General features: G+C 46.0%; 21 protein-coding genes and 3 riboswitches. Of the genes, 14 read left to right on the plus strand and 7 right to left on the minus strand.

Annotation, left to right across the window (positions count from 1 at the left end):
* Window positions 1–2: 2 nt before the first annotated feature.
* A complete protein-coding gene (gene mtnK, locus NYE28_RS06890) occupies window positions 3–1187 on the minus strand; it encodes an S-methyl-5-thioribose kinase (RefSeq protein ID WP_124934915.1) in 1185 nt (394 codons plus the stop codon).
* Between the two features lie 109 nt (window positions 1188–1296).
* Window positions 1297–1451, minus strand: a riboswitch (SAM riboswitch).
* A 92-nt stretch (window positions 1452–1543) separates the two neighbouring features.
* Window positions 1544–2323: a carbon-nitrogen family hydrolase gene (locus NYE28_RS06895; RefSeq protein WP_015239733.1), complete on the minus strand. Its 780-nt coding sequence runs from the start codon at window positions 2321–2323 to the stop codon at window positions 1544–1546.
* 91 nt (window positions 2324–2414) lie between these two features.
* Between NYE28_RS06895 and NYE28_RS06900 the strand changes: the two genes are divergently transcribed.
* The 6 genes from NYE28_RS06900 to NYE28_RS06925 all read left to right on the plus strand — a co-directional run bounded on the left by NYE28_RS06900 (window position 2415) and on the right by NYE28_RS06925 (window position 7424).
* A complete protein-coding gene (locus NYE28_RS06900) occupies window positions 2415–3611 on the plus strand; it encodes a pyridoxal phosphate-dependent aminotransferase (protein WP_015417339.1) in 1197 nt (398 codons plus the stop codon).
* A 36-nt stretch (window positions 3612–3647) separates the two neighbouring features.
* A riboswitch (SAM riboswitch) is annotated at window positions 3648–3747 on the plus strand.
* Window positions 3748–3828: 81 nt separating this feature from the next.
* Window positions 3829–5043, plus strand: a complete 1215-nt coding sequence (mtnW, locus tag NYE28_RS06905) for a 2,3-diketo-5-methylthiopentyl-1-phosphate enolase (RefSeq protein WP_124934916.1) — start codon at window positions 3829–3831, stop codon at window positions 5041–5043.
* The gene (gene mtnX / locus NYE28_RS06910; RefSeq protein WP_007408467.1) at window positions 5040–5744 is read left to right on the plus strand and encodes a 2-hydroxy-3-keto-5-methylthiopentenyl-1-phosphate phosphatase; all 705 of its coding nucleotides are present in this window, start codon (window positions 5040–5042) and stop codon (window positions 5742–5744) included. Before mtnW ends, mtnX begins: the two co-directional genes overlap by 4 nt.
* A complete protein-coding gene (locus NYE28_RS06915; protein WP_014417578.1) occupies window positions 5702–6331 on the plus strand; it encodes a methylthioribulose 1-phosphate dehydratase in 630 nt (209 codons plus the stop codon). The genes mtnX and NYE28_RS06915 overlap by 43 nt, the downstream gene beginning before the upstream one ends.
* Window positions 6332–6346: 15 nt before the next feature.
* Complete coding sequence (locus NYE28_RS06920) at window positions 6347–6883, plus strand: cupin domain-containing protein (protein ID WP_012117415.1); 537 nt, start codon at window positions 6347–6349, stop codon at window positions 6881–6883.
* Window positions 6884–7163: 280 nt separating this feature from the next.
* Window positions 7164–7424, plus strand: a complete 261-nt coding sequence (locus tag NYE28_RS06925; protein ID WP_003154690.1) for an aspartyl-phosphate phosphatase Spo0E family protein — start codon at window positions 7164–7166, stop codon at window positions 7422–7424.
* Between the two features lie 209 nt (window positions 7425–7633).
* On the opposite strand, the gene NYE28_RS06930 is transcribed toward NYE28_RS06925, so the two are convergent.
* Window positions 7634–9151 (minus strand): ATP-binding protein, encoded by a 1518-nt coding sequence (locus tag NYE28_RS06930; RefSeq protein ID WP_046559543.1) that lies wholly within the window; start codon window positions 9149–9151, stop codon window positions 7634–7636.
* Window positions 9152–9349: 198 nt separating this feature from the next.
* Between NYE28_RS06930 and NYE28_RS06935 the strand changes: the two genes are divergently transcribed.
* The gene (locus NYE28_RS06935) at window positions 9350–9796 is read left to right on the plus strand and encodes a MarR family transcriptional regulator (protein ID WP_007408463.1); all 447 of its coding nucleotides are present in this window, start codon (window positions 9350–9352) and stop codon (window positions 9794–9796) included.
* A 35-nt stretch (window positions 9797–9831) separates the two neighbouring features.
* On the opposite strand, the gene motB is transcribed toward NYE28_RS06935, so the two are convergent.
* The 3 genes from motB to clpE form a co-directional block, all read right to left on the minus strand.
* Window positions 9832–10617 (minus strand): flagellar motor protein MotB, encoded by a 786-nt coding sequence (motB, locus tag NYE28_RS06940; RefSeq protein WP_085341936.1) that lies wholly within the window; start codon window positions 10615–10617, stop codon window positions 9832–9834.
* Window positions 10589–11404: a flagellar motor stator protein MotA gene (gene motA / locus NYE28_RS06945; protein ID WP_007408461.1), complete on the minus strand. Its 816-nt coding sequence runs from the start codon at window positions 11402–11404 to the stop codon at window positions 10589–10591. The genes motB and motA overlap by 29 nt, the downstream gene beginning before the upstream one ends.
* A gap of 169 nt (window positions 11405–11573) precedes the next feature.
* The gene (gene clpE, locus NYE28_RS06950) at window positions 11574–13670 is read right to left on the minus strand and encodes an ATP-dependent protease ATP-binding subunit ClpE (protein ID WP_253613029.1); all 2097 of its coding nucleotides are present in this window, start codon (window positions 13668–13670) and stop codon (window positions 11574–11576) included.
* A 402-nt stretch (window positions 13671–14072) separates the two neighbouring features.
* On the opposite strand from clpE, the gene NYE28_RS06955 reads away from it, so the two are divergent.
* The 6 genes from NYE28_RS06955 to queF all read left to right on the plus strand — a co-directional run bounded on the left by NYE28_RS06955 (window position 14073) and on the right by queF (window position 18918).
* The gene (locus NYE28_RS06955; RefSeq protein ID WP_060386908.1) at window positions 14073–15110 is read left to right on the plus strand and encodes a hypothetical protein; all 1038 of its coding nucleotides are present in this window, start codon (window positions 14073–14075) and stop codon (window positions 15108–15110) included.
* Between the two features lie 97 nt (window positions 15111–15207).
* Window positions 15208–16329: a hypothetical protein gene (locus NYE28_RS06960; RefSeq protein ID WP_160223013.1), complete on the plus strand. Its 1122-nt coding sequence runs from the start codon at window positions 15208–15210 to the stop codon at window positions 16327–16329.
* A gap of 108 nt (window positions 16330–16437) precedes the next feature.
* Window positions 16438–16482: riboswitch (PreQ1 riboswitch) on the plus strand.
* A 96-nt stretch (window positions 16483–16578) separates the two neighbouring features.
* Window positions 16579–17238 carry a 7-cyano-7-deazaguanine synthase QueC gene (gene queC / locus NYE28_RS06965; RefSeq protein ID WP_003154679.1) on the plus strand — a complete coding sequence of 220 codons (660 nt, stop codon included), beginning with the start codon at window positions 16579–16581 and terminating at the stop codon, window positions 17236–17238.
* The gene (gene queD / locus NYE28_RS06970; RefSeq protein ID WP_007408455.1) at window positions 17239–17682 is read left to right on the plus strand and encodes a 6-carboxytetrahydropterin synthase QueD; all 444 of its coding nucleotides are present in this window, start codon (window positions 17239–17241) and stop codon (window positions 17680–17682) included.
* Window positions 17675–18406: a 7-carboxy-7-deazaguanine synthase QueE gene (gene queE, locus NYE28_RS06975; protein ID WP_003154676.1), complete on the plus strand. Its 732-nt coding sequence runs from the start codon at window positions 17675–17677 to the stop codon at window positions 18404–18406. The genes queD and queE overlap by 8 nt, the downstream gene beginning before the upstream one ends.
* A 17-nt stretch (window positions 18407–18423) precedes the next feature.
* Entirely contained in the window at window positions 18424–18918 is a 495-nt protein-coding gene (gene queF / locus NYE28_RS06980) for a preQ(1) synthase (protein WP_003154673.1), read from the plus strand.
* Window positions 18919–19380: 462 nt separating this feature from the next.
* Here queF and NYE28_RS06985 read toward each other — a convergent pair whose 3' ends face one another.
* Window positions 19381–19749: a winged helix-turn-helix transcriptional regulator gene (locus NYE28_RS06985; protein ID WP_168985026.1), complete on the minus strand. Its 369-nt coding sequence runs from the start codon at window positions 19747–19749 to the stop codon at window positions 19381–19383.
* Between the two features lie 168 nt (window positions 19750–19917).
* On the opposite strand from NYE28_RS06985, the gene NYE28_RS06990 reads away from it, so the two are divergent.
* Complete coding sequence (locus tag NYE28_RS06990) at window positions 19918–20664, plus strand: glucose 1-dehydrogenase (RefSeq protein ID WP_160223015.1); 747 nt, start codon at window positions 19918–19920, stop codon at window positions 20662–20664.
* The last annotated feature ends 17 nt before the right edge of the window (window positions 20665–20681 follow it).

The raw sequence follows: 20681 nt of genomic DNA on the forward strand, positions 1-20681 counted from the left end.
CATCATTCCTTTACACGGAGCTTAAATTGGTCCAGAACCTCGGTGATATGCTTCAGTTCTTTTCTGTTTTCGATATAATAGGCGCCGATGTCAAGCGCGAGCTTCTTCCGTTCGATTCGTTTGTCAAACGGAGTGATTTCATCTAAGTCAGCCACATGAGCGAGTCCGATCGTGCGCCGGATCAGTTCGCATCCCGCAAAACCGACCGCTTCCTCAAACGCGTTTTTCAGTGTGTCTTCCAGCAGGTGTCTGCGGGAAGGCAAGCAGTCTTTCTCCCATGCTTCACTGAATGTTTTCACAAATGTATCCCATACGGCGGCAGTATGATCATATAACGGCTGTCTGTCGTCACCGTCGCGGCTGAGGGCGTTTAAAAGCAGATTGGCGATAAATTGGCCGATGTCAAACCCGATCGGTCCGAAGAAAGCAAACTCGGGGTCAATCACCTTTGTTTCATGTTCATCTGCGAAGATGCTTCCCGTGTGCAGATCGCCGTGAACCAATGTTTCCGCGGAATTCAGAAAGATGGCTTTCAATTCGTCAGCGCCTTCTTTCAGCCGGGAATTGTTCCAAACTTTTTCTGCGTATGGGCGCAGCTCCTCTTCAAAATCGTTTGTCTCATGGTCGAGAAACGGTTCTGTAAACACAAGCCTTTCCGTAATATTGCAAAGCTCAGGATTTGTAAACTGCTTTGCGAGCTGCTGCTTTACTTTCGCATCAAGCGCATAATCGGATGAGTAAAAGAGCGTTTTCCCTAAAAATTCACCGATATGAACCGATAAGTTCGGATAATGCTGCCCTTCCAGCAGCCCTTTTCTTGAAATTCGCAAATGCGAGAGGTCTTCCATTACCGTGACGGCCATTTCAGTATCGGAATAGTAAACGGCCGGAACGAGGTGCGGCACGTGTTCGCCCTGGCGGATGAGGGCGCTGCTTTCGATTCTCGCCCGGTCAATGGTAAGCGGCCAGCTTTCACCGACGACTTTCGCGTAAGGAATCGCCTGTTTGATAATCAGTCCTTTTTTGTTTTCGTTATCGTAAACATGAAAGACGTAATTTAAATTGCCGTCGCCGATTTCACGGCATGTCAGAGTGCTTTTGCTTTGGAATAAACCGAGCTTGACGGCTAACCCGGCGGCGGAGCTTTCTGTTAATTGTTCATAAAGACTTGTTTTAGTTGCTGACATGGATTTACCCTCCAATTATGTAGTGGCAGTAAGAGATCGTGACGGAGAATACGCCCGAAAAAAAGCCTCCTTCTCTGAAAGAGAAGGAGGCTGAAACAGTGCAGTCCGCCTCTTATCTCTCAGATAACATCTGATGGAATTAGCACCGTGCCTTATGAGACAATCGTCTCGGCGCAAAATGTACGCGCCCCATTTCACAATGGAATTACGGTCGGTTGCTGTTGGGGTCAAAAGGCCAATCCCTCGCCCAACTCTCGATAAGAGAAAAATATATTGATTTGTATCACAATTCGGATTAATCAGTTGATGAAAATATTAGCAGGTGCCGGATATTCTTGTCAACATTTTTTTGAAAATTAATATAAATCACGCCGCAAGTCTTGGAAAACCGGAATGGTTCCCCGCACGTCCGCGCTTTCTGACACATCGATTTCCGCCCGGACTGCGCCTTCCGTCCGGTCTCCTTCGGCTAAAATCCGGCCCCACGGGTCAATAATCAGGCTGTGGCCGGCAAATTCATTATCGGGATTGGACCCCGTGCAGTTAGAGGCTGCGACAAAACATTGGTTTTCAATTGCTCTGGCGATAAGCAGGCTTCGCCAATGATCAAGGCGGGGCAGAGGCCATTCCGCAGAGATAAACAGGACATTCGCGCCCTGGGACGTATGCTTTCTGATCCATTCGGGGAAACGGATATCATAGCAGATCAGCCCGGCGCACTTGACACCGTCAAGCTCAAAGGAACCGTCGCTGTTTCCTGCTGCCAAGTAAAGGTGTTCATCCATCAGCTGAAACAGATGGGCTTTCTGATACCGCTTCACGATCTGTCCGCTGTTATCGGCGATGTACATGGTGTTATAGACATTTTCGCCTTCTTTGACCGCAAAAGATCCGGCAACGAGGTGTACGTTGTATGTTTTTGCCGTTTCTTTAAGCCATTGTTCCGAAACTTTGCCGTTTTCATCCGCCAGCTGGTCTAGCCGTGTGAGATCATAGCCGGTCGTCCACAACTCAGGAAGCACGATTACATCAGCATGGCGGCTTTCTTGCTCAATCAAAGATTCTGCTTTTTTAAAGTTTTCTGAAGGATTTCCGTATGAAATATCAAATTGCAAACAGGAAACGGTCCATTTCATTTTTTAACACCTCAAGTTTCTCTTTACTTTTTTTATTTAACCATATATGATGATGGACTATCATTTCAAGACATTTTTAGAAGGTGAAAATATGAACTTTGAAATCTCAGATGTACTCAAACAGCTGCCGGAACAATTTTTCGCATCATTGGTGCAAAAAGTGAATCAAAAGCTGAAAGAAGGCAGAGACGTCATCAATTTAGGGCAGGGAAACCCTGATCAGCCGACGCCTCAGCATATCGTTGAAGAAATGAAGCGCGCCGTCGAAAGGCCGGAAAATCATAAATACTCATCATTCCGGGGCGCTTACAGCTTCAAAAAAGCAGCCGCTGCATTTTATGAAAGGGAGTACGGGGTCACGCTTGATCCGGAAACGGAAGTCGCCGTGCTGTTCGGAGGCAAGGCGGGACTTGTTGAGCTTCCGCAATGTCTTTTAAACCCGGGAGATACCATTCTGGTGCCTGATCCCGGATATCCTGATTACTGGTCAGGCGTCGCCCTTGCAAAAGCGAAAATGGAAATGATGCCGCTGACGGAAGAAAGAGGGTTTCTCCCTGATTACAGTGTAATTCCTGAAAAGGTGCGGAGCGAGGCGAAGCTGCTGTATCTCAATTATCCGAATAATCCGACCGGCGCTGTGGCGACAGAGGCGTTTTTCGAGGAGACGGTCGGTTTTGCGGAGCAAAACGGCATTTGTGTCGTTCATGATTTCGCGTACGGAGCCGTCGGCTTTGACGGGCATAAACCGCTGAGCTTTTTGCAGACCGAAGGCGCAAAAGAGACGGGAATCGAAATCTATACCTTGTCCAAAACGTATAATATGGCGGGCTGGCGGGTCGGATTTGCCGTCGGAAACGCTTCTGTCATCGAAGCGATCAACCTTTATCAGGATCATATGTTTGTCAGCCTGTTTCCCGCGGCGCAGCAGGCGGCGGCAGCCGCACTTTTAGCGGATCAGGCATGCGTCGCGGCGCAAAATGACAGATATGAATCGAGACGCAATGCATGGATTAAAGCCTGCCGCGATATCGGCTGGGATGTGACGGCTCCGGCGGGCTCCTTTTTTGCATGGCTCCCTGTGCCTGACGGTTATACGTCACAGTCGTTTTCAGACCTGCTGCTCGAGAAAGCGGATGTCGCGGTCGCTGCCGGAAACGGATTCGGAAAATGGGGGGAAGGCTATATAAGGGTCGGTCTTCTGACAAGTGAAGAAAGACTTAAAGAAGCTGCGGAACGGATCGGGAAACTGAATCTTTTCACCCGAAAAAGCATTGACATATCAGAATAACAATGCGATAATTCAAAATACTTTATAAAATCATTATTCTTATCAAGAGCAGGCAGAGGGACGAGCCCGATGAAGCCCGGCAACCGACTGATAAAGCACGGTGCTAATTCTTGCAGCAGGAGCTGAGAGATAAGATTCGGACATAACACGGAGCCTCTTTCTGCTCATACGGAAGAGGTTTTTTTATGTTTTGCGAAAGAAAGAGAGGCGTTCACGCATGAGCGAAGTATTGGCAACATATCTTCTGACAGACACAACGGACAGTGAAAAGCGGGCGGAACAGATTGCGGAGGGGCTGACGGTAGGCTCCTGGACTGACCTGCCTCTGGTGAAGCAGGAACAGCTCAGAAAACATAAAGGGCGGGTCGTAAAAGTTGAGGAGAAAGAAGGAACCTCAGAAAACGAAACACAATCCGTCATCACCATCGCCTATCCCGAGGCGAATTTTTCAAGAGATATTCCGGCCGTCCTGACGACGGTATTCGGAAAGCTGTCACTGGACGGAAAAATAAAATTGACTGATCTTGAATTTTCCGAAGGGTTTAAACGCTCCCTTCCCGGGCCGAAATTCGGTATATACGGCATCCGCAAACTGCTGGGCGAATTTGAAAGACCGCTTCTGATGAGCATATTTAAAGGCGTGATCGGACGGGATCTTGCCGACATTAAAGAACAGCTCAGACAGCAGGCGCTCGGCGGCGTGGATCTGATTAAAGATGACGAAATTTTCTTTAAAAATGAACTGGCTCCGTTTGAAACCCGCATTATCGAAGGAAAACAAGTCCTGAAGGAAACCCGGGAGGAAACGGGGCATAAAACGCTGTATGCCGTAAACCTTACGGGAAGGACCGCTGAATTGCGGGATAAAGCGAGGCGCGCGGCAGAACTCGGGGCGGACGCGCTTTTATTGAATGTGTTCGCTTACGGTTTAGATGTGATGCAGAGCCTTGCTGAAGACAGGGAAATCCCGCTTCCGATCATGGCGCATCCGGCAGTCAGCGGCGCGTTCACATCATCTCCCGTTTACGGCTTGTCGCATGCGCTTTTGCTCGGCAAGCTGAACCGCTATTGCGGCGCTGATTTCAGTTTATTTCCGTCACCTTACGGATCCGTTGCTCTTCCGAAGGAGTCCGCGCTTGCAATCCATGATGAATGTGTAAAAGACGATGTCTTTCATCCGTCGTTTGCCGTCCCGTCAGCAGGCATTCACCCCGGTATGGTGCCATTGTTGATGCGCGATTTCGGCATCGATCACATCATCAATGCCGGCGGAGGCATTCACGGCCATCCGAAAGGAGCCGAGGGCGGGGGAAAAGCGTTCCGCGCCATCATTGATGCGGTGCTTGAAGCGCAGCCGATTGAAGAAAAAGCCGCGTCGTGCAAAGATCTTCAGCTCGCATTAGACAAATGGGGAAGGGTGGAAGCCGTATGACCCGCACGCCGCTGATTATTTGTGATTTCGACGGAACGGTCACCATGAACGACAACATTGTCAGCATGATGAAAGAATTCGCGCCTCCTGAGTGGCTTGAATTAAAAGACGGTGTTCTGTCTAAAAGCATATCAATCCAAGAAGGAGTCGGCCGGATGTTCGGACTGCTGCCGAGCAGCTTAAAAGAAGAACTGACCGGCTTTATTCTGAAGGATGCGAAAATACGGGACGGCTTTTTGGATTTTGTCTCGTTTGTCCGGTCAAACGGTCTCCCGTTTTATATCGTAAGCGGGGGAATGGACTTTTTTGTGCATCCGCTTTTGGAAGGGATCGTAGAAAAGGAGCGGATTTTCTGCAATCATGCATCCTTTGACAATGAGCATATTCATATAGACTGGCCGCACGCCTGTGACGGAGACTGTACCAATCAATGCGGCTGCTGCAAACCGTCAGTCATCCGTAAGCTATCCGATCAGCAGAAATTTCTCATTATGATCGGTGATTCGGTCACGGATGTCGAGGCTGCAAAGTTGTCCGATATGTGCTTTGCGAGAGATTATCTTTTGACTGAATGCAAAGAACTCGGCCTCCGGCATCTGCCTTTTCAAGATTTTCATGAGGTGAAAACAGGCATTGAAAACATCGGGGAGGTGCAGGCATGGCTGCAAAAGAAGAACGCTGGCGCGAACTTGCCGAGGTAAAACGCGAGCTGGCTGAAAGAGACTGGTTCCCGGCAACGAGCGGGAATCTTTCCATCAAAGTATCCGACGGGCCGCTGACTTTTCTCGTTACGGCGAGCGGAAAAGACAAACGAAAAGAAACAGACGAAGATTTTCTCTTAATCGATGAGTACGGGAAGCCCGCTGAGACCGGCCATTCTTTAAAACCTTCAGCGGAAACGCTTCTCCATACTTACTTATACCAAAAGACAGACGCCGGCTGCTGTCTGCATGTCCATACTGTCAATAATAATGTCATCTCAGAGCTTTACGGGGATGAAAAACAAATCACTTTTCAGGGGCAGGAGATGATTAAGGCGCTCGGATTATGGGAGGAAAACGCGTCCGTGACCGTTCCGATCATTGACAATCCGGCGCACATCCCGGCATTGGCCGAAAACTTCGCGCACCATGCGGACGCCGGCTCAGGCGCGGTGTTAATCCGCAATCACGGCATTACGGCATGGGGGCGGACCGCATTTGAAGCGAAAAGGGTGCTGGAAGCCTATGAATTTTTATTCAGCTGTCACCTCAAGCTTCTGTCACTTCGGCCGCAGCTGGTAAAATAAAAGGAGGAATAGAAAATGGCGACCATCAGAATTCATGACGAAAAAAATACGCTCATTGAACATCAGGAAGAAGTAGCGCGCTTCTTAGACGAACAAGAGGTGATCTATGAGCAGTGGAACATTGAAAAACTTCCGTCTGAGCTTTCGGAAAAATACGACCTAACCGAAGATGAAAAAGAACGGATTCTCGCGGTGTTTGACACGGAGATTCAGGACATTTCAGCCCGGCGCGGATATCAGTCTCAGGATGTCATTTCTTTATCAGATACCACGCCGAATCTTGATGAATTATTAAAAAATTTCCAAAGAGAACATCACCACACGGATGATGAAGTCCGCTTTATCGTCAGCGGACACGGCATCTTCGTCATTCAAGGCAAAGACGGCACATTTTTCGACGTCCGTTTAAATCCGGGAGATTTGATTTCAGTTCCGGAGAACATCCGCCACTACTTTACGCTTCAGGAAGACCGCCGGGTCGTCGCAATCCGAATCTTCGTGACGACTGAGGGCTGGGTGCCGATTTACGAAAATGAAAGTGTGCAAAACTGATAGACGCCCGAACCTCTCATGCACCCACCGGCATGAGAGGTTTTTTATTGTAATATAAAGTCAGCTGTGGCTGTTTTTTAATTCTTGAATATGCCGCATTCTGTTTATATCATTACCCGAATGGGTATTATTCTCGTATTCATGCTAAAGATTCCAATATGAAATGAAAAAATAAGTTATTTAGTAAAAAAATGTTTACAAATAAAGTATAATCTGTAATAATGCTCAATAACCCAATCAAACTTGTTTCCTATTCTTTTAGCGGTGAGGGGTGAAGTGAATGGGCAGTTATTCTGAACAAGAAAAATTGCTTGTATCTATTGATAAAAAAAGAAAAATGATGATAGATGCAGCTAACAGGCAAGGGTTTACAGGATATGACACGATCAGGCACAGCCAGGAACTGGACTGTCTGATGAACGCGTATCAGCAGCTGGTAAACCGTGATCGTACACATCACCAAGGAATACAGGGCCTTGTGAAGAAAATAGGCTTGTTCTCCCGCGGTGACGTCATGCCTGCATATGAAGCAAACAAATGATTGATGATAAAACAGATAACGAAGACTGAATGCGCTTCCTGATCAAGCGCTGCATCCGAAAGATGACCGCGTACAGTCAGCACATTTTTCCGCTGGCACGGCTCACGAAGCGCCTCGTACTATCTGCCGGCTATGATGCCGTTCCTCTGGTATATCCTCTTACACATACTCTCCTTTAAATAAAAAACACCCCGATCAGGGTGTTTTTTTCATCGAGAAGCGGCAGGGAGGGTAATGGTGACCTCTGTGCCCTTATCGACTTCGCTTTGAATGTCAATCGAACCGCCGTACATCAGCATGATTCGTTTACATACGACAAGGCCGAGGCCGGTGCCTTTTTCCTTTGACGTTACAAACGGAAGAAAAATGTGCTCAAGCATATCTTCAGAAATGCCCATTCCGTTGTCGGCCACCTTAATGACTGCTTTATGATCGCGGGCTTCTAAATAGATGGACAGCCGGCCGCCTTCCTGCATGGATTCCAGCGCGTTTTTCGCGACATTTAAAATCACCTGTTTAATATGGTCTTTCGTGCAGTTGACCTTGAGCGGCCGATTGACGAGAATCTCCACATTCACTTCCACATTGTATAGATTCCCTTCAGAATAAATAATCGGCATAATCTCATCAAGAATATCCTGCAGCGAGTTCACTTCCAACCGTTCAGCAGTGGGTTTTCCAAGCACTAAAAACTCACTGACAATCTGATTGATCCGTTTAATCTCCTGCTCAATAATTGAGAAATACAGCTGATCTTCCTCCGATTTGTATTTTTTCTGCAAAAGCTGAATGAAGCCGCTGATCCCTGTAAGCGGGTTGCGGATTTCATGGGCGGTGCTGGCGGCAAGCGTTCCGATCAGCTCCAATTTCTGCGCTTCATTTTGAGCGCGCTCCAGCTGGGTCTTGCGCTTAAGCAAATAATATTGAACGAGGATGAACAGAATATTCAGCAGCACGGCAATACTGGACATCGGCAGCAGCACGCTTTTGGTCAGCTCATTCAGCTCAACCGGTTTCGGATAAACATTGATATTCCAATTAATATCATCCAGATAGCCGCTGACCGGTTTCACACCTTCTGATTGATCAGCCCGTCCGCTGGCAAATATCACTTTATTCTGATTGGTTGCCTTGACATAAACGTCAGGGCTCAGCATATTGATCATATTTCTCAAATAATCGACTTGTATGGCGGCTACTAAATAATCCGTGACTTCCCGTTTTGCGTCTAACACCGGCACGCAGATCGTGAAGATGCGCTGGCCTGTAATTCTGCTGGAGTAGTCATTTGTGATGACCGTTTTTTTCGTCTTTTTCGCCTTCGTAAAATACGGTCTGTCGGCCAAATTCACCTTTGATTTCAGATCAGTCGTGCTTGCGATGACATCACCTTTGGAATTCAGCATATACAGTCCGCTGAATCTGGGTTCATCCTCAAAAGCCTGATCGAGAATGTCAATGATCTTTTCTTCATTGACAGGCTTATCGACAGCGATCGCAAGTGTTGTCATCCGGGCTTTTGTTTCACCGATTAAATAATTGAGCTTATTGCGGTGAAGGTTGAGCATCATACTGGCTTCCTGTATGTGTTTATCGGCTATTTTCTGCTTTTCTTTTTCATAAATGAAAAAGCTGATAATAAGTGCCGGGATGATCACCAATATGAGATAAAGCTTGATCTTTCCCCGGGCACCTTTAAATGTATTCACTCTGCATCGCTCCAACATTACACTTGAATAGAGGTATTATATCATTTTTATACTTCTTTAATAAGAAAAAATAACCAAAATGATAGAAAAACAAATTATTTTATTAAGGTCTGACAAAAAGAAGAGAAATTTTGGAAACATTTTTGTTGACATTTTTCATTTTGTTTATTAATGTTTCTCTGTAACGGTTTCTTTTGTAAAAGGATGATTGAATGTATGACGGATAAAACAGAAAACTCATTGAAATTATTTATTGTACTGTCACGTGCGTACCGATCTATTAACGACCATATGAATAAACATATTCATAAGCACGGCCTGAACCCGACGGAATTTGCGGTGCTTGAGCTGCTGTACCACAAAGGCAACCAGCCGCTTCAGCAGATCGGCGACAAAATTTTATTAGCGAGCGGAAGTATTACATACGTTGTTGACAAATTAGAGAAAAAAGAACTTCTCATCAGAAAAGCCTCGCCGACTGACAGAAGAGTGACTTTCGCACAGATTTCCGAAAAGGGAATCCGTCTTTTGGACGATATTTTCCCTGATCATGCTGACGAAATTAAAGAAATGATCAGTGTGCTGAGTGATGAAGAGATAGAAATGTGTACGGAAATGCTGAAAAGAGTGGGGTTAAACGCTAAACATTTTCATCAGAAATAAAAAAGGAAGCCATTTGAAAGGCTTCCTTTTTTATATTACTGATTTTGGTCAGTCGCGGCGTTTCTAGGCTGTATCAATACCTCGACGCGCCTGTTTTTGCTGCGCCCTTCAGCGGTTTTGTTCGACACGGCCGGTTTATACTCTCCGAAACCTTTGGCGCTGAATACTTTTGCGTCAAGTTTCGGGTTTTCTGTCAGAATAGCCATGAAGTTGACGGCCCGCATGACGCTTAAATGCCAGTTAGATTGATATTGTGAGTTTTTAATCGGTACATTGTCCGTATGTCCGCTGATAATAATGTTCCTCGGCGGATTCAGCACAAGGAGATTCGAGATTTCCTTGGCAAGCGGAATATCTTCCTGACGGATATCCGCCCGTCCGGAATCAAAAAAGATACTGTCTTTAATGGTAATTAAGAGTCCTTCTTTAGTCAGCTTTGTTTCCAGCTGAGTTTCAAGCTTTTTATTTTTTATAAATTGATTGACTTGCTTTTGCACGCCTTCAAGTTCTTGGCGGTCGGCTGCTTCTCTTTCTTTCTTTTTCTGTTCTTTATCTTTTTCCTTGTCTTTTTTTAACTGATCAACGCCGTCTTTTTCGTTTTCAGGAGGGGTGACGCTTGAATATTCAAGAACACCCGTGCCTCCGGTAAACACGGCGTTAAATGATTTAGACAGCATTTGGAATTTCGCCGCATCGACCGAGCTCATGGCGAACAATACAATGAACAGAGCCAAAAGAAGGGTGAGCAAATCCGCGTACGGGATCAGCCAAGACTCATCCACATGCTCGTCATCATGCTTCTTCTTCTTTTTTCTCGCCATTGTTTGCCTCTCCTTCTTGTTCAGCGACTTTTGCGCGTTCATTCGCAGGAAGATACATGAGAAGTTTTTGTTCGATCACTTTCGGGGCCTGTCCTTCAAGCACTGACAGAACGCCTTCGATCATGATTTCACGCAGTTTGACTTCCTGCTTTGATTTGCGTTTCAGTTTGTTGGCGAAGGGATGCCATAGTACATATCCTGTGAAAATCCCGAGAAGGGTGGCGACAAACGCCGCACTGATGGCATGTCCGAGCGCCTCGGTATTGTTCATGTTGGAAAGAGCCGCGATAAGGCCGATGACCGCACCCAAAACGCCGAGTGTCGGCGCATATGTGCCGGCTTGTGTAAAGATGGCTGCGCCGGCCTGGTGTCTGTCTTCCATCGCTTCAACTTCCTCAGTCATAATATCTCTGATAAATTCTGCGCTTTGTCCGTCAACCGCCATACTCAGGCCGTTTTTCAAAAATGCGTCATCCACGTCTTCAATGCTTGCTTCCAATGCGAGCAGACCTTCACGTCTGGCGATTTGCGCCCATTGAGAGAACATAGGAATTAATTGCGCAATTGTCAGCTGTTTGTTTTCTTTAAACAGCACTTTAAAAAGGGCAGGCACTTTTTTGATTTCTTTTCCGGGGAATGCGATGATCACCGCAGAAATCGTACCGAACAAAATAATCAGAATAGCTGCCGGGTTAGCGAGTGCGCTTAAGCTGACCCCTTTCAGCACCATGCCCACGCTTAAAGCAATCAAGGCGAGGATGATACCGATAATCGATGTTTTATCCATAGTTTTCACCAAATCCTTTATACTAGCTTTCTATGGTTAATATCGGTGGCAGTGCATGGAACTTTAGGGTGATTGAGAAATTGTTCCCGAATTCTTCACAGTTTCTCCCTTCTGACATGGATAAAGAAACAAAAAAGCGGCTCCCCGCGAGGAGGGAACCGCTTTTTTCTTATTGTGCTCGGACTTTGATGCCGTCCTCTTCCATTACGACATGGAAGGCTTTTATATCGTTGTTATCCAATAAGAGATCTGTCATTTCGTCCTCGATCAATTCTTGGATGGTTCTTCTGAGCGGGCGTGCTCCGAAAGCTGGGTGGTAGCCGATTTCAGCGATTTTTTCTTTCGCATCATCGGTGACGTTCAGGCTGATGCCGCGCTCTTTTAATGTGTCTTCAAGCTCTGTGAGAAGCAGGCTGACGATTTTCACGAGATGTTCTTTTTTCAGGGATTGGAATTCAATGATGCTGTCAAACCGGTTTAAAAACTCCGGTTTGAAGAACGCGCTCAGTGAATCAATCAACGTTTGTTCTTCCAGGACGCTCTCTTCAGATTGGAATCCGACTTTCACCTGTTTTTCGTCGGTTCCAGCGTTGCTTGTCATAATCAAAACGGTATCTTTGAAGCTGACCGTTCTGCCCTGGCTGTCTGTCAGACGGCCGTCCTCCATAATCTGCAGAAACATATGCTGGACATCAGGGTGGGCTTTTTCAATCTCATCGAGCAGCACGATGCTGTACGGATTGCGGCGCACTTTTTCCGTTAATTGACCGGCTTCATCGTGTCCGACATATCCCGGCGGTGAACCGATGATTTTTGATACGGCGTGTTTTTCCATGTATTCACTCATATCGAGACGGATAATGGAATCTTTTGTACCGAACAGTTCATCTGCGAGTGTCTTTGATAACTCGGTTTTTCCGACTCCGGTCGGTCCGACAAAGAGGAAGGAGCCGACAGGTCTGTTTTTGGATTTTAAGCCGGCGCGGCTTCGTCTGACCGCTTTCGCCACTTTTTTCACGGCTTTTTCCTGACCGATGACGCGCTGATGAAGATGCTCTTCAAGTTCCTTCATTTTGACTTGTTCATCAGCCTGGAGTTTTCCGACCGGAATGCCTGTTTTCTGTTCAATGATGGCTTGAATATGCTCCGCCCCGATTTCAGGTGAAGAGGCCGGAGCTTCTTGTGCCAGCTGCTTTTCCAACGCCGCTTCTTCATCACGCAGTTTCGCGGCAAGCTCATAATTTTCTTCATGAAGCGCTTTTGTTTTCTCCGCGTCAATTGCTTTGAGTCTCTCAGCCGCATCTTCTTCATTTACGGTATCAAGCTCCAGGTTCGCCTTAGAGCCGGCTTCATCTAATAAGTCGATCGCTTTATCCGGCAGGTGGCGGTCCTGAATGTAACGGGATGAAAGCGTAACACAGGCGTTTATCGCTTCATTGCTGAATGTGACGCCGTGGTATTTCTCATATTTATCTTTAATGCCTTCCAGAATGCTGATGGCTTGTTCTATTGTAGGCTCGTGAACCATGACAGGCTGGAAGCGTCTTTCAAGCGCCGCATCTTTTTCAATCTGACGGTACTCTTTCAGCGTTGTCGCCCCGATGACCTGCAGCTCGCCTCTGGCAAGCGCCGGTTTCAGGATGTTCCCGGCATCCATTGATCCCTCGGCAGAGCCGGCGCCTACAAGAAGGTGAATCTCGTCAATGAACAAGATGACGTTTTTCCGTTCTTTTAATTCGTTCATTAATTGTTTCATTCTTTCTTCAAACTGGCCTCTGATCCCTGTATTGGCGACGAGAGAAGCGACGTCAAGCAGGTAAAGCTCTTTGTTTTTCAATTTGTTCGGCACATCGCCTTCAGCGATTTTAAGCGCGAGGCCTTCTGCAATAGCCGTTTTACCGACGCCCGGCTCACCGATCAGCACCGGATTGTTTTTATTCCGGCGGTTCAAAATTTCAATTACGCGCGCCACTTCATGATCGCGGCCGATCACAGGGTCAATCAGACCTGCTTTTGCGCCGTTTGTGACGTTTTGAGCGAGCTCGTCGAGCAGGCCTTTTTCAGGGCCGGCCTGCTGTTTATTTTGATTGGGAGCGAAACCTTGCTCAAACGGGAATCCGAATGATTGCGGCCCCATGCTCATAGACGGTTTTCGGGTTAATTCTGTATAACATGTTTCACATAAAACGAATTGTTTTTGAATGGAATTGACTTGCATGTTCAGGCGAATCGTCGCCTCGTTTTTCTGACAATGTTGACAACGCATTTGCCAAAACCTCCTCCGGAAAATGTTTGATCATCTTTGACCAAATAGATTAGAAAATAAGGTCTTAACTTTGACCTTCTTTGATTAATAGTATACTCTGACCTTCTTTGACTTTCAAGTGTTTTGTTTCAAACCCCGAAAAATAAATGTTTACAGCATGATAAGTGATATTTGTGAGGTCTGATTATTTTTGACCAATATAGTCAGAAAGGAAATGAAATGCTTTGACCTTTCTTGATGAAGAGTATACGCCGGCCCTTTTTTTCTTTCAATATTTTTGCTTAGAGGAGAGAGCTGAATCTGTTTTCTCCGGGGAAGGACGATTTGTTCGTCTTTTCGGGCGACTTGTCTCATAAGCATATATAAAGGCCTGGACAAATCTGCGCTTAGCCGGAGGGTGAAATGGGACAAACAAAAGGTTCTGCAAGTCAGCTTGCATTTGTATACGTAGGCACGGTTGTAGGAGCCGGTTTTGCCACGGGAAGGGAAATCGTTGAGTTTTTTCTGAAGTTTGGCTGGATCGGTCTGTTCGGTATCGTGGTAAGCGGTCTGATGTTTACATATTTAGGCGCCAAAATCATGATCATTTCCAAACGGATTCACGCAGCATCTTATCAGGAATTGAACACATATTTATTCGGCCAGTCCATCGGCCGCGCCGTGAATATGTTTATGATGTTTATATTGCTGGGAGTGACCTCTGTCATGCTGTCCGGAGCGGGAGCGCTGTTTCATGAACAGCTTGGCTGGCCCGCACAAGCCGGGATCCTTCTGACGATCGTACTGAGCTTTGCCGTCATGACAAGCGGTGTTAAAGGTGTGTTCGGCGTCAATATATTGGTTGTGCCGCTTTTAATTTCTTTCTCTTTTATCGTGACAGCTGATTCATTTGTATTTACAAGCACGAGAAACGCGGACGAATGGGTATGGCCTGACAAGTGGAATTGGCTTTTGTCCGCCGTCTCTTACGGCGCGTTAAATTTATCGCTCGCCCAAGCCGTCCTTGTGCCGCTTGCGAACGAAATGTCTTCAGAGAAGGTGATCAGAAGGGGGGCTTATATAGGCGGCGTTCTGTTGACACTGGTGCTTGCCGCGAGTTTTTTATCATTATCGGTGCTGCCGGATGTGCTGGAGTTTGACATTCCGATGGCTCAAGTCGTCTATTCGTATTCGCGTTCACTTCATATCATTTATTTGTTTATTATTTTCGGGGAAGTGTTTACGTCGGTCATCGGCAATCTATACGGATTGGAAAAACAATTAAACAGTTTTCTTCATATAAAAAGTACATATATTTACGGCGGCATTTTGGCGTTTGCTTTCATTATCAGCCAAATCGGCTACGGACAGCTGATTTCCACCGTTTATCCGGTGTTTGGGTATGTGAGCCTCGCTTTCATCGGCGCATTGATTTGCAAAAAAATCCCGAAAGAAAAATAAGGATATAAGGAAAATGTCTGTATTTTTTGGGAATTCCCCTTCTTTTTTCCTGACATTTCTGTATAATGAATTGGGAAATGATGGGGAGGAGTAAGAGATGAAAGCTCGACGTGTATTATTGGGATTTATTTTTATTTGTATCGGCATTGCGTTTTTTTTACAGAGGGCGGGAGTTATTCATATATCCGCAGGTTCGGCGTGGCCGTTTCTTTTCATTATAATGTCCGCAGGGTTTCACGCCGGATTTATTTTTGTGAAAAAAACGCCTGAACAGGCGGAACTGCTCGTTCCGGGCGGTATGTTTTTTGTGCTGGGCTGCCTGTTTTGTTTTGAAACGGCAACGGGATGGACGTATTCAGACGTGACGTGGCCTGTTTATATATGGGCGCCTGCTCTCGGTCTGTTTGAGCTGTGGTATTTCGGCGGGAGGAAGTTAGGTGTATTGATTCCTGCTTTCATCCTGACAGCCGTGGGAGCACTATGCTTTGCCGGTATGCTGATGACGGGGCTGTGGCCGCTTTTGATCATCGCAGCCGCGCTTTTGTTTCACGCCGTTGCCTTTATGCAGCCGAAAAAAAGATCGGGCCTTCTTATTCCGGGCGGCATTTTGCTTGTGACGGGTTGCTTGTTATGGTTTGAAACGCTGACGGATTGGACATACGCAAATGTGACATCGCCTGTCTACCTCTTTGCCGTTGCATTCGGCCTGTTTGAAGCCTGGCTGTTCGGCAGAAGGCAAAGAGGGCTTTTGACTGCTGCGGCGGTTCTGTGCGCCGCGGGCATTTTCGGCATATTCACCAATGCAAATGAAGTCATCAGCGAACGCGGCTGGCCCGCTCTCATTCTTTTGCTGGGCGCCGCTTTTCACATTCCGATTTTCGGCCCGAAACCTGTCAAAAACGCGGGACTTCTTGTACCGGGCGGCATCTTATTGATTACGGGGATCTTGTTTGTCTTTGAAACGGCAACCAATTGGTCCTACTCCGGTGTGACATGGCCTGTTTACCTGTTGGCAACGGCATTCGGTTTATTTGAGCTGTGGCTGTTCGGCGGGAAACAGAAGGCGCTGCTCATCCCGGTTGCGGTGCTGACCTTGACAGCACTTTGCTTTATGATGACGAATCAGCCGATCATTCCGGTTTCTGTTTTCTGGCCTGCTTTATTTGTTCTGATCGGGATTGCGCTGATGGTATTTCCGGGGAAAAAACGCGGGGCTTAAACCCGCTTTTGCAGCCTGACACAGGGTTCAGGCTGTTTTTTTATTGTCACGGGAAACAACATTATGGTATGATAGCAAAAGTGAAAAAAGAAGAAAATCCGTATTGATGCGGGAGAGGTTCTAGCTACACCCTCTATAAAAAACTAAGGACGAGCTGTATCCTTGGATACGGTTTTTTTATGTTTTTTAGGGCGCCTTCTCCGAAAAAGGCGCTTTTTTTATGGAATGATAGATAAGGGAGAGAAAGACATGAAAAAAGAAAAAGCAGTTGTGGTGTTCAGCGGAGGCCAAGACAGCACGACTTGTTTATTATGGGCTTTGCAAAACTTTGAAGAAGTGGAAACCGTTACATTCCATTATAATCAGCGTCACCAAGAAGAAATCGATGTGGCAAAATCGATTGCCGAAAAGCTCGGTGTCAAAAATCACTTGCTTGATATGTCTCTTTTAAATCAGCTCGCGCCGAATGCGCTGACAAGAGATGATATCGAAATTGAAGCGAAGGACGGGGAACTGCCGACAACCTTTGTGCCGGGACGCAACCTTGTATTTTTATCCTTTGCATCGATTCTTGCATATCAAATCGGCGCGCGCCACATTATCACCGGTGTTTGCGAGACTGATTTCAGCGGCTACCCGGACTGCCGTGACGAGTTCGTCAAATCCTGCAATGTCACCGTCAACCTGGCGATGGAAAAGCCGTTCGTCATTCATACGCCGCTTATGTGGCTGAACAAAGCAGAAACGTGGAAACTTGCTGATGAGCTCGGCGCGCTTGATTTTGTAAAGAATAACACACTGACTTGCTATAACGGCATCATTGCGGACGGATGCGGCGAATGCCCGGCATGCCTGCTCCGCAATAAAGGATATGATGAATATATGAAAATGAAAGGAGAGCGGAACTAATTGCTTTCTCAAATTTACCCGCAGGTTCAGCATCCTTATTCGTTTGAGTTGAATAAGGACATGCACATCTCAGCCGCGCACTTTATTCCCCGCGAAAGCGCCGGAGCGTGCAGCAGAGTCCACGGGCACACGTATACAGTAAATATTACAGTTGCGGGGGATGAACTGGACGATTCGGGCTTTCTCGTGAATTTCAGCGTGCTGAAGAAATTGGTGCACGGCGCTTATGACCATACATTGCTGAATGACCATGACGAGTTTTCTGCTGATGATGACAGATATTCACTGCCGACGACCGAGGTCGTGGCCAAAACGATTTACGATAAGGTGCAGTCCTACCTCGAAACACTGGAGAATCAGCCGGTCTGCGTGCAGATTTTTGTCAGGGAAACCCCGACAAGCTATTGCGTATACCGCCCGAAAAAAGGTGATAGGAATGGCTAAAGGAATTCCGGTATTAGAAATTTTCGGACCGACGATACAAGGGGAGGGCATGGTTATCGGCCAGAAAACCATGTTCGTCCGCACGGCGGGCTGCGACTACTCCTGCAGCTGGTGCGACTCCGCTTTTACATGGGACGGCTCTGCCAAAAAAGATATCCGCTGGATGACGGCGGAAGACATTTACCGCGAGCTGAGAGAAATCGGCGGAGACGCTTTTTCCCATGTCACCATCTCAGGAGGAAACCCGGCGCTGTTAAAGCAGCTTGACGCGCTGATTCTGCTGCTGAAAGAGCACGGGGTGCGCGCCGCTTTAGAAACGCAGGGAACGGTCTATCAGGATTGGTTCACAATGATTAACGACCTGACGATTTCACCGAAGCCGCCAAGTTCGGGGATGACAACCGATTTTGCAAAGCTCGATCACATTGTGTCTTCGCTTGATGCGGCAGAAAGGCTTAACGCGGTCAGCTTAAAGGTCGTCATTTTTAATGATGAAGATCTGCAATTCGCGAAAACCGTGCACAAGCGGTATCCGAATATTCCGTTTTATCTTCAGGTCGGAAATGATAACGTCCATACGACGGACGACCGGGCATTGATCGCACATCTGCTCGGAAAATACGAAACACTCGTTGATAAGGTTTCAGCCGATTCGGATCTGAATCTCGTCAGAGTCCTGCCTCAGCTGCATACATTGCTTTGGGGCAATAAACGGGGAGTTTAATAGAAAGGGAGATTTATATGACAAGAAAAGAATCAGAATTAGAAGGAGTTACGCTCCTGGGGAATCAAGGGACAAACTATTTATTTGAATATGCGCCGGAGGTTTTGGAATCATTTCCGAATAAACACGTGAACCGTGATTATTTCGTTAAATTCAACTGCCCGGAATTTACGTCGCTTTGCCCGAAAACGGGACAGCCGGATTTTGCAACCATCTACATCAGCTATATTCCGGACGAAAAAATGGTGGAAAGCAAATCGCTGAAGCTGTATCTTTTCAGCTTCCGCAACCACGGAGATTTCCACGAGGACTGCATGAACATCATCATGAATGATTTGATCGAATTAATGGACCCCCGCTACATTGAAGTATGGGGCAAATTCACGCCAAGAGGCGGAATCTCGATTGACCCGTATACAAACTACGGCAGACCGGGAACAAAATATGAAAAAATGGCCGAACATCGGATGATGAATCATGATATGTACCCGGAGACGATTGATAATCGGTAATTATTCCGTTGTGTGATACGGAGTGTGAAACGAAGTGGAGTCACACTAAAAGTGGGAAAAGTCACACCTGAAAATGGCTCTACTCATGGGAATTGTATTAAAAAGTGTGACCTGAGGTGCAACCTGAACTGTAACTTTTATGCAGTGAAAAATTGATAGTACACAAGCAGATTAAGGCGTACAATTTGTACGTCTTTTCTTTTTTATCCCAAAAGAAAAAATGCCTATCTAGAGATCATAGGCATTAAATATTATTATCAATATCTTCATTTATTTTTTGTCTAAGTTTCGAACCTTCTCTTTAACATTTGAAACAGCTCTTTTTTGAATTTCATCAAAGTTCTCCGCCCATGCCACTTCTGATTAGAACTTCACTTTCAAAATTGAATATCTCATTTATTTCTGACTGTTCTTCATCTGTGAGGTGATGGTATTGAAGTTGTTTAGCATTTACTTCAGCAGCTACATCAATTCTAACTTTAGTTGTTCTGGTTGTACAATTTCATATTCACCTTCTGCATACTCTTGTTCCGCATAATGGACTCCCCATTGACAGAGTTCCTGCAAGATAGGTTTAAGTGATTCTCCAAGTTCAGTGGATGAATATTCAACCTTCGGCGGTACTTGATTATACATCTTTCTGGTCACAAGTCCACTGGCCTCAAGCTCTCTAAGTGTTTGAATCAGCATTTTCTGAGTTATATTTGGGATAATGCGCTTTAATTCACTCGTTCTCTTTGGTCCATTCATTAAAAAGTATAATACAAGGCCTTTCCATTTTCCGCCAATCACTTCCTTTGTCACTTCAAACCCGCAGCTGAATTTTTTCATGTCTAAAGCTCTCCATTCCACATTTATTACTTTTTAGTTACTATATCACAAAAAAGTGGGTACTTCCGATAATGTGCTTACTGAAGGATACTATATCTTGTAGGTTGTTCTTCAAGTACTTAAAGGTACTAGACATAAAATAAAATCAATTCTAAAGGAGTGTTAAGTATGGGTAAATTTGAAGGTAAAATAGCGCTTGTAACGGGTGGAACAAGTGGGATTGGTCTTGCTGCAGCACAAAAATTTGTAAACGAAGGTGCATATGTTTATATCACGGGACGTAGACAAAACGAACTTGATAAAGCTGTTAACCAAATTGGCAAGAACGTAACCGGTGTTCAAGGTGATATTTCTAAGCTTGAAGACTTAGACAAACTATATGACATGATAAAGCAGGAAAAAGGTAAGTTGGACATTCTTTTTGCTAATGCAGGCACCGGCAACTTCCTTCCATTAGGTGAAATTACTGAAGAGCAGGTTGATAGAACGTTCGACATTAACGTTAAAGGAACCATCTTTACTGTTCAAAAAGCGTTATCACTATTCCCGGACAAAGTAGGTTCTATTATTGTAACGGGCTCTACTGCTGGATCAATTGGCAACCCAGCGTTTAGTGTATATGGAGCATCTAAAGCAGCATTAAGAGCACTAGTTCGCAACTGGATTCTTGACCTAAAAGGTACTGAAATCCGTGTAAATGTGGTGAGTCCAGGAGTTATTCTTACACCTGCATACGATGAGCTTTTTGGTGATGCACTTGAAGGAGCAATGGAAAATGCCAGAAATACTGTTCCAGCTGGAAAAGTTGGGACCCCTGAAGAAGTAGCAAACGCTGTATCTTTCCTTGCTTCAGACGAAAGCAGTTACTTGACGGGTGTTGAATTGTTCGTAGATGGCGGGCTAGCACAGGTATAATTTCACTGCGCAGAGAT

Source organism: Bacillus sp. FSL R5-0443, from assembly GCF_038608285.1.
Lineage (GTDB): Bacteria > Bacillota > Bacilli > Bacillales > Bacillaceae > Bacillus > Bacillus velezensis.